We start from the raw sequence: 12,961 nt of genomic DNA, 5'->3' as shown, positions 1-12,961 counted from the left end.
TCTCTCCTGTATATGAAAAAAGGCCTGCGGTGCGCTAAACACCGCAGGCCTGTCACCTAATGCTTAATCAGCAAGCACACTGTATAAACAGTAACTATTGATCAATAATTAGTCTTCTTTCTTATCTGCTCCGTAAAGAGTGATAAGTTTCTGCAGATACTCATATCTAGCCTGAGCCTCAGACTCGTTCTTAGCAAACAGTCTTGCAGCTTTCTCAGGATTCTGACGCTGCAGAGAATTGTAACGAACCTCACCGTTCAGGAAGTCCATATAGTTCTCCATATCCGGTGTCTTGGAATCAAGGCTGAACTTGTTCTCAGCAGCCGGGTTGAATCTGAAGTTGTGCCAGTATCCGCACTTAACTGCCAGCTCTTCCTCTGTCTGAGCTTTGCTCATACCTTTCTTGATACCATGGTTGATACATGGAGCGTAAGCGATGATCAGGGATGGTCCCGGATATGCCTCTGCCTCTGCGATTGCTTTTACAGTCTGGTTGAAGTCAGCGCCCATGGAAATCTGTGCTACATATACATAGCCATAGCTCATTGCGATAGATGCCATATCTTTCTTCTTAGTCTCTTTTCCGCCTGCTGCGAACTGAGCGATCGCACCTGTCGGTGTAGATTTGGAAGACTGTCCGCCTGTGTTGGAGTAAACCTCTGTATCGAATACCATAACGTTGATGTCACGTCCGCTTGCAAGAACGTGGTCAACACCACCGAATCCGATATCGTAAGCCCATCCGTCACCACCGAAGATCCACTGGGATTTCTTGGAGAGGAAGTCTTTCTGTGCAAGGATCTCGTTAGCCTTGTCACATCCGCAAGCCTCAAGAGCTGCAACGAGTTTCTCTGTAGCTGCACCATTTGTTGCGCCTACAGCATAAGTATCCAGCCATTCCTGACCAGCTGCCTTAACATCCTCGTTTGTTCCGTTAGCTACAAGGTCTTCGATCTTCTCTTTCAGACCGCCACGGATCGCACGCTGTGCAAGAAGCATACCATAACCGAACTCTGCGTTATCCTCGAACAGAGAGTTTGACCATGCAGGTCCCTGTCCCTTAGCGTTTGTTGTGTATGGTGTAGATGGTGAAGAGTTACCCCAGATAGAGGAACATCCTGTAGCATTTGCAATGTACATTCTGTCACCAAAGAGCTGTGTGATCAGCTTAGCGTATGGTGTCTCACCACAACCTGCACAAGCGCCGGAGAACTCAAGGAGCGGCTGTTTGAACTGGCTGCCTTTTACAGTTGTCTCTTTATATTTAGCGATAACGTCTTCCTTCTGAGGAAGTGTTACACCGTAATCGAAGAATTTCTGCTCTTCTGTGTTAGCTTCAAGCGGAGCCATCTCAAGAGCTTTGTTGCCTTTCTTTCCTGGGCAGACATTTGCGCAGGAACCACATCCTGTACAGTCAAGAGCGGATACAGTCATTGTGAATGTATAGTCTTTCATTCCTGTAAGAGGAAGTGTCTTGATTCCCTCTGGAGCGTTAGCTGTCTCATCTGCTGTCATAGCAACCGGACGGATTGCAGCATGCGGGCAGACGTATGCACAGCGGTTACACTGGATACAGTTGTCCGGAACCCATACAGGAACGTTAACTGCGATACCACGTTTCTCATATGCAGCTGTTCCGGATGGTGTTGTACCATCTACATAATCCTTGAATGCAGATACCGGGAGGCTGTTACCTTCCTGAGCGTTGATCTTGCACTGGATGTTGTTTACGAAGTCCTGAGCTTCCTGAGCACCGTGGGATGCGTGAGACATGAAGAGTCCCTCGTCCTCAGCGTTCTTCCAGCTCTCCGGAACCTGAACCTCTACGATCTGTTTAGCACCAGCATCGATAGCTGCCCAGTTCTTCTTAACAACGTCATCACCCTTACGTCCGTAAGTAGCTTTAGCAGCAGCCTTCATAAGCTCGATAGCCTGCTCCTCAGGAATGATTCCTGTAAGCTTGAAGAATGCGGACTGAAGGATTGTGTTGATACGTGTTGGTCCCATGCCGGTCTCAATACCGATCTTAACACCATCGATGGTGTAGAATTTGATATTGTGGTTAGCGATGAAAGCTTTAACCTGTCCTGGAAGATGTTTCTCAAGTCCTTCCATATCCCAAGCACAGTTCAGAAGGAATGTACCTCCGTCAACAAGCTCCTGTACCATGTTATATTTGTTAACATAGGACGGATTATGACATGCAACGAAGTTTGCTTTGTGGATCAGGTATGTGGATTTGATCGGTTTCTTACCGAAACGAAGGTGAGACATTGTAACACCGCCGGACTTCTTGGAGTCATAATCGAAGTAAGCCTGCGCGTACATGTCTGTGTTATCACCGATGATCTTGATGGAGTTCTTGTTAGCACCTACAGTACCATCAGCTCCAAGTCCCCAGAACTTGCAGTTTGTTGTTCCCTCTGGTGTTGTAACAAGTGGTGCGCCTGTCTCAAGAGAAAGGTTTGTAACATCATCAACGATACCGATTGTGAATTTCTCTTTCTCAGTGTTCTCATATACTGCTACGATCTGTGCAGGTGTTGTATCTTTGGAACCAAGTCCGTAACGTCCTGTAAAGATCTTAACATCGCTGAACTTGCTGTCGCGAAGAGCTGCAACAACATCAAGATACAGAGGCTCGCCAAGAGCTCCTGGCTCTTTTGTTCTGTCAAGAACAGAGATCTGCTTAACTGTATCCGGGATTGCATCGATAAGAGCCTGTGCACAGAATGGTCTGTAAAGACGAACTTTAACAACACCGACTTTCTTGCCAGCTGCCATAAGGTAATCGATGGTCTCCTCGATGGTATCGTTTACGGAACCCATAGCTACGATGATGTGCTCAGCGTCAGCAGCTCCGTAGTAGTTGAACAGTTTGTAGTCTGTTCCGATCTTCTCGTTAACTTTGTCCATGTACTCCTGAACAACTGCCGGAAGAGCGTCATAATATGGATTACATGCCTCTCTTGCCTGGAAGAAGATATCCGGGTTCTGAGCGGAACCTCTCTGACATGGATGGTTCGGGTTCAGAGCACGGTTACGGAACTCTGCGATTGCGTCCATATCTGCCATATCTTTCAGATCTTCATAGTCCCATGTCTCGATCTTCTGAATCTCATGAGATGTACGGAATCCGTCGAAGAAGTTGATGAATGGAACTTTTCCTTTGATTGCTGCAAGATGAGCAACCGGTGTAAGGTCCATAACCTCCTGTACAGAAGACTCACAAAGCATTGCACATCCAGTCTGACGACAGGCCATAACGTCGGAATGGTCACCGAAAATACAAAGTGCGTGGGAAGCAAGTGCACGGGCAGATACGTTGATAACTCCCGGAAGCTGCTCACCAGCGATCTTGTAAAGGTTCGGGATCATAAGCAGAAGACCCTGGGAAGCTGTGTAAGTTGTAGTCAGGGCACCTGCTGCCAGAGAACCGTGAACGGCACCTGCTGCACCTGCCTCAGACTGCATCTCTGTAACCTGTACTTCCTGTCCAAAGATGTTCTTTCTTCCCTGAGTTGCCCACTCGTCTGTAGCCTCAGCCATTACAGATGAAGGGGTAATCGGGTAAATAGCAGCTACATCAGAAAAAGCGTATGATGCATGAGCGGCTGCATGGTTACCATCCATGGTTTTCATCTTTCTTGCCATTGTTTTTTCCTCCTTAAAGGTTTGTTAAAAAATATATTATTTAGGCTTATGAAGGCCTAAAATTCCATTGGTTATTATATCATAGATTCCCAGTTATGTCCATTTTCTTTCATTGTTTTTTGTATATTATCCTGTACAAACGCCGTTATCTTTTTCACAAATAAAAAAGAGCTGTTCGGAATTTTCCCTCTCCAAACTGCTCTCCTTATCATCTCATACGCTTATCCCAACTCACATCCGGGAATCACTTCTCCTCTTTTCCGAAAAGATCCTTCATGGATTTCCGACGGAGCATTGTCCACAGCTGATCCTGGATCTCCTGAAGCTCATCATGTGCATGGCAGGGAACTCCGTCCTGTCCGTTCCTTGGACACTGATATGTGCCGTTCAGGCACTCAATGATGGACATATCCGGATCGATCGCACTGTATATCTCATATAATGACAGTTCTTCCGGATCTCTCTTCAGCGCGTAACCGCCATGAACTCCGCGGTATCCTTCCACGAGCCCTGCATTCTGAAGCTTCTTCAGTATCTTGTATGCAAAGGGTGCTGTGATCGATTCCCTCTCACAGATCTCGCTGACGCTCAAACGCGGCTCCCACATCAATGCGCGGATAACCCGCATCGCATAATCGCTTTCTCTGGTGATAAACATTTTTAACCTCTCTTCTGTTCAACTAAGCTGCTGATTTATGATAGTTTCCGCATTCCATCCGATCTGCCACGTTCCTGGGTGTTTCTGATGTGCCAGAGAGCCGGATATCCATATCCCCGGAATACTTCATTACCACATACGACAGTATAACCCATTTTTTTATATAATAAAAGGTTATTATTTTCCTGTGATTCATAGTAATCCCCTGTTTTTCCTTTATTTAGCCGAAAAAAGGAAAATACAGCTTGCAAATTTTTCAGTTTACGGTACAATAGGAAACGATTGTAATGCTTTCGTATGTAATTGAAACGATATTTATTTAATGAAAAAAGAGGTATGATATGATTTCAGCAAATAACATCACACTGCGCGTTGGAAAAAAAGCGCTGTTTGAAGACGTTAACATCAAATTTACAGAGGGTAACTGTTATGGATTGATCGGCGCCAACGGCGCAGGAAAATCTACATTCCTCAAAATCCTTTCCGGTCAGCTTGAGCCTACCAAGGGCGACATTGTGATCACCCCCGGTCAGAGACTTTCTTTCCTACAGCAGGATCACTTCAAATATGATGCTTATCCGGTTCTGGATACTGTCATCATGGGTAATGAAAGACTCTATCAGATCATGAAAGAGAAAGAAGCCATTTACGCAAAGGAAGATTTCACAGACGAAGATGGCATCCGTGCCAGTGAGCTTGAGGGTGAGTTTGCAGAAATGAACGGATGGGAAGCAGAGTCCGATGCTGCTACTCTTCTCAACGGTCTCGGCGTCGACACCGAGTTCCACTATACACAGATGGCAGACCTTACCGGTAGTATGAAGGTCAAGGTTCTTCTTGCACAGGCTCTTTTCGGAAATCCTGATATCCTTCTTCTTGATGAGCCGACCAACCACCTGGATCTTCCTGCTATCGAATGGCTGGAGGAGTTCCTGATCAATTTTGACAATACAGTTATCGTAGTATCCCATGACCGTTATTTCCTGAACAAGGTCTGCACACATACTGCTGATATCGATTATGGCAAGATCCAGCTTTATGCCGGAAACTACGACTTCTGGTTTGAATCCAGCCAGCTTCTGATCAAGCAGATGAAAGAGGCCAACAAAAAGAAAGAGGAGAAGATCAAAGAGCTCCAGGAGTTCATCTCCCGTTTCAGCGCCAATGCTTCCAAATCCAAGCAGGCGACTTCCAGAAAACGTGCCCTGGAAAAGATCCAGCTGGATGACATGCGTCCTTCCAGCCGTAAATATCCATACATCGACTTCCGCCCGAACCGTGAGATCGGAAACGAGGTCCTCATGGTGGAAAATCTGTCCAAGACCATTGATGGAGTAAAGGTTCTGGACAACATTTCCTTCACTCTTGGTCGTGAAGATAAGGTTGCCTTTGTGGGCGCCAACGAGCAGGCCATCACAACCTTCTTCAAGATCCTTACAGGTGAAATGGAGCCGGATGAAGGAAATTACAAATGGGGCGTTACCACTTCCCAGGCATATTTCCCGAAGGATAACACACAGGAATTCGATAACGACCTTACTATCACCGACTGGCTGACACAGTACTCCGAGATCAAGGACGCAACCTACGTCCGTGGATTCCTTGGCCGTATGCTTTTCCCTGGTGAGGATGGTGTAAAACGTGTCCGTGTTCTTTCCGGTGGTGAAAAGGTTCGCTGTCTTCTTTCCAAGATGATGATCTCAGGTGCCAATATCCTGATCCTGGATGAGCCAACCAACCATCTGGATATGGAGTCTATCACAGCACTGAACAACGGACTGATCAAATTCCCGGGAGTGATCCTTTTCACCTCACACGATCACCAGTTTGTACAGACAACTGCAAACCGCATCATGGAGATCCTTCCTAACGGCAAGCTGGTAGACAAGATCACCACTTACGACGAGTATCTTGCCAGCGACGAAATGGCCAAGAAGCGTCACGTATTCCAGGTTAACGAAGAGGACGCACAGGATAACTAAATCCCATGCTTCTGTAACAAAAAATCTCCCCTGCTTCCGCCTTTACAGGCAGTCAGGGGAGTTTTTTTATCTGTTTTATATGCGCTTACTCCATGGTGATCGGAGCAAGCTTGCCCTGTGTTACATCCAGAAGATCTTTAAGCGGTACCTTCAGGGTAAGGCCTACTCTTCCACCACTTACATAGATCTCATCAAAGTTTTCGGCAGACTGGTCAAACACCACCGGATAATTTTTTTTCATTCCAAGAGGGCTGCAGCCTCCGCGGATATAGCCCGTGATCTTTGTAAGATCCTTTACATGGATCATATCTACTGTTTTTTCGCCTACAGACTTTGCGGCTGCCTTACGGTCCACCTCTTTCTCGATCGGAACTACAAACACATAGTAGCCGCCGCTTTTCCCTTCCATGACCAGGGTCTTAAAGGACTGATCATGAGGGGCTCCTGTGATGTCTGCACAGTGGATCCCATCTATGAACTCTCCACAGTCATATGCGATTGCTTCATATTTTACTTTTTTTCGATCCAGCATTCTCATCGCGTTTGTTTTGGCTTCTTTTCCCATTTCTGTCACTCCTCGGATTTTTCTCAGTTGTCTTTCCACTCATCAAGCTCATCCAGGTCCTCATCATTCATCAGATCCGGATCATCCCTGTAATTTCCATATTCTTCCTGCTCATCAAAATCCGCCATATTTTCAATATCCATCCGACGTCTTTTCTGCTGCAGTTTTTCAAAATCTTCATAGCTGTCCCTGTTTTCCGACTCATCAAAACGATCATAGTCTTCATGATCCTCCGGATCTGCATAGCGGGATCTGCTTCCCGTTCCTGCATTCCTTCGTTCCCTGGTGCTGCTGCTCTGGCTGTATCTGCGGCCTCTTCTGTCATCCGAAGCATAATTTCTGTCGGATGTTCTGTTTCTGCCGGATGTTCCGGAAGTGCTTCTTCTTTCAGTGGAACTGCCTTTGCTGTTTCTTTCGCTTCCGGATCTTTTTCGGCTGTCTGCATAATTTCTTTCTCGTCTGTCAGAGTTGCGTCCTTCTCTGTCAGATGGTCTGCGGGAACGTCTTTCACCCCGGCTTTCCCGGTCATCGTTTGCCCGGTTTTCGTATGTATATCTGTGATCGTCCCTGTTACGGTCAGAGGTGTATTCACGACTGTTTCCTCTACGGTCCCTTCCTGCCGGCTTCCTGGTCTCCTCCGGCAGAGTTCCATCGTCGTCATCCTCTTCTTCGTCATCTTCCTCATCGTATCGGTCTTTGTTGATGGCGAACTGGATCAGCATACCAAGGATCGCAATTCCCGCTGCCATACCGACGCCATATGGAAACTGCGCCAGCCCTGCGATCTTTGCAATGGATAATCCTGCCAGAACACCACCCAGTATACTGGTTCCGACAATGATCACTCCTTTCGCATAACGCATAGCAAGTACTCCCAGTCCCACGCCGATAAGGATGCACAGGAAAAAAGAAAAAGAACTGGTCGGATGGACCAGATAGATACTCAATGTTATTCCGATACCAAATCCCAGTACAAAGATTCCTGCCCTGTAGATCAGAAACGAAACAACAGCCAGTACGATCCCCAGTCCCGCCATGGCACCTGCGATCACCATTTTATCCTGAACACCGGACATATAGGTTACACCAAAGCCGGCGCCTGCTCCGATGATAAATCCAAAGATCATCATCCAGAACCGGAGGATACGATATCCCAGGATACAGTTCAAAAGCCCGAAAACGCAGAGCACTCCATATACGATCACCATCAGCTGGCTGATCTGTTCCATACCTCCTGCTCTCTGCAGTATATCAAATCCTCTTGACAACATATCCATATTCATAACTTACTCCTCTCTTTCCAAAACCTCCGGAAATCTTCCCGAAGATGTTTCAGAAAATAAAATATATGGTATAAAAATTATCCATCACTCCATAATGATACTCCACCTGACCAAGTCCGTGAAGTTTCATATAATACTGTGCCACATTCTGTACCACGCCATCATCCAGCAGTTCCTGACAGGCTTCGGAAAAAGCTTCCTGACTGCCAAACTTGAAACGAACTACAGCCGCACCATTATCCAGTCTCATCTTACAATAATCATATATGTCCTGCCAGCTGTAATCTTCAAAGTACCCCTGGTTCAGCACATAAAAATCCAGATTCTTCGCAGTACATGCCGGAACTGTCAGTTCTTCCGATGGTGTATAGGTTTTTTCATATTCTTCCGGGAAAGGGCAGAGATAATCGTAAATGATCGTCTTATGTTCTTCCAGCTGTGCGGCATCTCCATTTAAAAAATCCGGCTGATCCCCATTGGTAGCATCTACATAATAATACTCCTGGCCTATTTTTACAATATCCCATGCATGACCCTCTGTACTTCCTTTTGTGCTTCCGTCCACATAAATACAGGGAATATCCAGCCTTTCCAGAAGATACTGGACAGCTCCTGCATATCCGGCACAGACTGCGGATTTTTTCCAGAAAACACCTGCTATGCTCTGATCATCCTCCCCAGTCTGATACTGGGTATGGTCAATAACATACGTATAAACAATGCGTACCTTCTCGTAATCACCGGCATCCTCCGGGATCAGGGCTCTGACCTCCTGAAAGCTCTGCTCCATGGCCGTCTGTATCTCATCGATCTCGCTGTCTGTATAAGTATAGCCCGGAGTAAAAACGCAGTAATCACTGTCTGAATACGTAGTTTTGTAGATTTTTTCATGATTGTGGACCCAGAATATCTCCGGGTGGTCTTTCAATACTGCATGATAGCTTCTGTCAATACTGTCATCATCGGAGATTGTCAGATAAAACTCCTTTTCCCGGGCACGGATTCCTTTCAGCAGCTCCCGATATACTCTCTGCTCTTCTTCCGTAAGCTGTTTGAAATAATATTCCTGATGCCCTTCTTCGCTCTGGGCAACCTCCATCTGACGCAGTTCCTCTACTTCCTTTGGTTCCCCTGAAATAATGCTCTTTGCTATGGATTGGATCTGATCCAGTGCCCCTGCCGAAGCGCTAAAGGGCTGAAGGATCACTGCGGCTGTAAGCACTGCGGCTGCCATGGGGCAGAAATTTCTTTTTTTCATAATATCATGTCCTCTGTCTAAAGCAGCGATTGTAAGAAAGGGCAGCCTCCCGTGGGAGACTGCCCTTATCTTCAATCGCTGTCCCTTAGTTTTCCATTTCCAGTGTTTCTACATCATTATCAAATGTATCCACTGCATCATCCATGGTCTCCTGATCCAGAGTCAGCGTCTCAACTTCATCTTCTTCCTCATCCTCCTGCAAAGCCGTATTCTTAAAATCTGCAAGAAGATCACTGGAAACAGTATCACCGGATGCCAGTGCATCCTTCAGTGCATCAGATCTAACCACATCCGTGAGGAGCTTTTCTGCACTCTCCTCTGTCAGAACATCATTCTCTGTAGCTGTGGTCTTATTTTCCTCCGCTGTTGTATCCTGATAGAAGGATGGCTTTCTGATATAACGGAAGCTTGCACTGTATGCCTCACCAACCGTTACACCATTCTTGCTTGAGGAACAATGTACTGCGATCCAGTCGCCGGAATCCGTCTTTCCGCACAGGATACCAACGTGGTTGTTGCTTCCTGCTTCCGGTCCTCTCTGGAATACCAGATCTCCTGGCTGTGCATCTGCTTCGCTGACAACACCGGCCTTCTCCCACTGGTCAGAGGTTCCGTCTCCAACTGCTGCCTGCATTCCCTGATCCTTATATCCATTGATCACTGCCCAGGTAACAAAGCCGCTGCAGTCCAGACCATATGCACGGAGCGTACCGGAGCTTCTGCTGCCGTCTGCAGATACCTTCTCAACGGAGCCCCAGCTTGGATCTTCTCCGATCACCGTAGATTTACCGCCCCAGAAATATCCGACCTTACCAACCAGTGAATACGCTGCGGTGATAACATCTACACGATCCTCAGAAACATTGTCTCCCACGCTTTCACGGACAAAGCCTTTGGATGCGGTAACTACCGCACAGAGAAGCTTACAGTCTGTTTCCACATATTTCTTAAGGACGCTTCTGTCTTTCTTTGCAATATTGTTCTTCTTGATGTAGTAGTTGATCTTACGATTTCCGTAGGATATCTTGGTAATATCCTGCTTGTCCCTGACGATGGGGTTCATCTCCGCAAAAATCCTTGCCAGATCATCCTTGCAGGATGCATCCAATGTAAATGACGTTGCTCCTGCTTTGCTCTTTTCGTAAATATAAACAGCAAGGATATCCTGCCAGTTTCTTACCAGAAGTGTATTTTCCGTATCGGTAAGCTTGTTCTTCTCTTTATATTCTCTTTCGATCTCTTCCATTACAGAAGCAAAATCATCAGAGAAGGACAGATGATAATTGCTCTTAAGACTATCCAGATAAAAATCCTTGCCCGCATGGAGATTGGATACCATATTTGTCACATAAACAGGATCTCCGATCTGTGTTGCTGTGGCGTTATTTCCATCTGTGATCTCTGTATTCTTGTTATCTTCCGTGCTGCTATCATCTTTTTTGTTATCTTTTTTGTTATCACTGTCGTTCTTGTCGACAGCTGCAAGCTTGGCTTCTGCCTCAGTCAGGATCTTATAATTCGTAACCTTGGCCTTTTCTGTATTAGACAGTGCCTCATAAGCTGCACGTACGCTATCTATCTCCGCTTTATCTGCTGCTGTGATCGTTCTGCCTGCCAGTGCTTTGATCTTCCGGATCACCGCCTGTACCTTTGCAGAGTCATCCCTGGCCGGTGTTGCCGTCGGTGCAGGTGTTGCCGTTGGTGCAGGTGTCGCTGTCGGTTCCGGTGTTGCCGTTGGTGCAGGTGTCGCTGTCGGCTCCGGTGTTCCCGTCGGCGCAGGTGTTGCAGTTGGCTCCGGTGTTTCCGTCGGCGCAGGTGCCGGTGTATCTGTTGGCTCCGGCGCTGTAGTTGGTTCCGGGTCAGGTGCAGCAGTTATTTCCGGTTCCGGTGCAGCTGTCGGCTCCGGTTCTGCCGGAACTTCTGGTTCCGGTTCACTTACCTCGCTCCCGTCTCCTGAAACACCTTCCTCAGCAACAACATTATCTGCTTCCTCGGCGGCTTTTACTCCGGTTGGAACTGCCAGTACCATAGCTGATAACATCGTGATGCAAAAAAACTTATTCAGGTACTTGTTCTTCATATTTATTAAGATGCTCCCTTCTTTCCTTGAACATCCCTTTACTTCCCCTATAATAAAGGTCTGCCTTAAACCGTTTGATAACTTAAAGTTTAATTCAATTTATTTTAGCATACGAAAATCGTGAAATCAACTGTTCTGGTAGGATATCTCCTTCAATTCATCTATTTTTCACTTTTTATTCACATTTTTGTAAGATTTTTTAGAGTTTACCATAACGTAAAAAAGCCACAGTGCTCTCACACACTGCGGCTTTTTATATACTGTCAGACAGTCACTGCCGGCTGTCCGCCCATATGAAACTGTTTTCTGACACAGAGCTGAAAAATTCCCTGTACAACCTGATAGCACACCCGAAGGATAAAACGGATGTCATCGGCAATGCACCGCGGGCTTTCCAGATAATATGCATGACGCTCACGGATATATTCCACAAGTTCCTCAAAGCTTTCAAACTGCTTCGCTTCTTCCAGCTGGCTGTCTGCTGCGCCGCTGAGGATGCATTCTCTCAGGCGGTTTTTCAGCTCAGCTTCATAAGAATTATGTGCTGCAAGATTTCCTTTGTATGTTTTGTTATGAGGAAAAGTAAAATAATCAGCCATATAATGCATGACCTCACCGAATCTTCTCCAGTATACTCTGGCATTCTCTTCCTCCGGGTTCTTCTCGACAAGCGCCCTCATCTTATTCTGGAGGTGATCGAATGTTCCGAAAAACTCATGTCTGGTGGTGAGAAACGATGGTTTCAGATCAGGCATGATATTGCCCAGGCAAAACGCTTTTCTGTGCTGCTGGAGACTGTACACCTCAGACATCTGGTCAGCCAGGTATCTGCCTAACAGTATATGTGATTTTTTACGCAATTTTTTCCCTCTTCCTTCTTTCCTGATCCAGATCCTGACCGGTCAACAGTAATTTGGTTCCGCCCGGTCCTCTTCTGGGATCCATAAATTATCCGTTTACCGGAACCAACTTTACTATAGCACTGTTTTTTCAAATAATCAAATAAAGATTATGTAAATTTAATCCAGATCAAAAAGCTGCCGCTGCTTCAGATCAATAGATGCCCAGACGGTACTTGTCTTCGGTTCTCCGTAAAGATAAACCGTGCTGGAAACCAAGCAGCATATATAATTCACTTTTTGTTCCAATCCCTCCGTCAAGTCCAACACTGTTGTGCGCAGCTTCAACCAGGGTCTTTGCCCTATCTTCAGTAACTCCTCTGCCTCGCATCTTTTTATCATGCCAGATCTTTCGGATCCTATTTACTCCAAGCGCGATCACATCTTTTGGCAATGGTGCTTTTTCAAGCACTGCCAGGCCGCTTATTGCATCAAATCGTGTGTATAATCCCAGATATTCCGGGAAATGTATTGCAAGCCATCTCTGGATCCTGTTTGCAGATATGTTGTGCTGCTTCATGATTCTGTCACGGCTGTATACCAGGTCTCTTATTTCGGCATAAATGCCTTCTGGCATGTATG

General features: G+C 46.3%; 8 protein-coding genes and 1 pseudogene. 1 reads left to right on the top strand and 8 read right to left on the bottom strand.

Translation table 11 applies throughout. From position 1 onward, the window contains the following. Positions 1–108: 108 nt before the first annotated feature. On the bottom strand, positions 109–3,654 hold the full coding sequence (gene nifJ, locus LI091_RS15275) for a pyruvate:ferredoxin (flavodoxin) oxidoreductase (protein ID WP_015524748.1): 3,546 nt from the start codon (positions 3,652–3,654) through the stop codon (positions 109–111). A gap of 244 nt (positions 3,655–3,898) precedes the next feature. Beyond that, positions 3,899–4,312, bottom strand: a complete 414-nt coding sequence (locus tag LI091_RS15270; RefSeq protein ID WP_015524747.1) for an RrF2 family transcriptional regulator — start codon at positions 4,310–4,312, stop codon at positions 3,899–3,901. Positions 4,313–4,653: 341 nt separating this feature from the next. Here LI091_RS15270 and LI091_RS15265 point away from each other — a divergent pair, with 341 nt between their 5' ends. Further along, entirely contained in the window at positions 4,654–6,294 is a 1,641-nt protein-coding gene (locus LI091_RS15265; protein ID WP_021650411.1) for an ABC-F family ATP-binding cassette domain-containing protein, read from the top strand. Between the two features lie 85 nt (positions 6,295–6,379). Here LI091_RS15265 and ybaK read toward each other — a convergent pair whose 3' ends face one another. The 6 genes and pseudogenes from ybaK to LI091_RS15235 all read right to left on the bottom strand — a co-directional run. Beyond that, the gene (gene ybaK / locus LI091_RS15260; protein ID WP_022426473.1) at positions 6,380–6,859 is read right to left on the bottom strand and encodes a Cys-tRNA(Pro) deacylase; all 480 of its coding nucleotides are present in this window, start codon (positions 6,857–6,859) and stop codon (positions 6,380–6,382) included. A 23-nt stretch (positions 6,860–6,882) separates the two neighbouring features. After that, complete coding sequence (locus LI091_RS15255) at positions 6,883–8,142, bottom strand: TMEM198/TM7SF3 family protein (protein WP_265191323.1); 1,260 nt, start codon at positions 8,140–8,142, stop codon at positions 6,883–6,885. 49 nt (positions 8,143–8,191) lie between these two features. Beyond that, a complete protein-coding gene (locus LI091_RS15250) occupies positions 8,192–9,400 on the bottom strand; it encodes a transglutaminase domain-containing protein (RefSeq protein WP_265191322.1) in 1,209 nt (402 codons plus the stop codon). 85 nt (positions 9,401–9,485) lie between these two features. Continuing rightward, on the bottom strand, positions 9,486–11,480 hold the full coding sequence (locus LI091_RS15245) for an NlpC/P60 family protein (RefSeq protein ID WP_265191321.1): 1,995 nt from the start codon (positions 11,478–11,480) through the stop codon (positions 9,486–9,488). Between the two features lie 263 nt (positions 11,481–11,743). Beyond that, entirely contained in the window at positions 11,744–12,340 is a 597-nt protein-coding gene (locus tag LI091_RS15240; RefSeq protein WP_022426477.1) for a zinc dependent phospholipase C family protein, read from the bottom strand. A gap of 193 nt (positions 12,341–12,533) precedes the next feature. Beyond that, positions 12,534–12,961, bottom strand: a pseudogene (locus LI091_RS15235) (IS110 family transposase); the annotation flags it as partial.

The organism is Blautia sp. MSK20_18 (assembly GCF_020553125.1).
GTDB lineage: Bacteria > Bacillota > Clostridia > Lachnospirales > Lachnospiraceae > Blautia_A > Blautia_A fusiformis.
The sequence above is the reverse complement of the archived record's forward strand: the minus strand, read 5'-3'. Positions and strand labels throughout refer to the sequence as shown.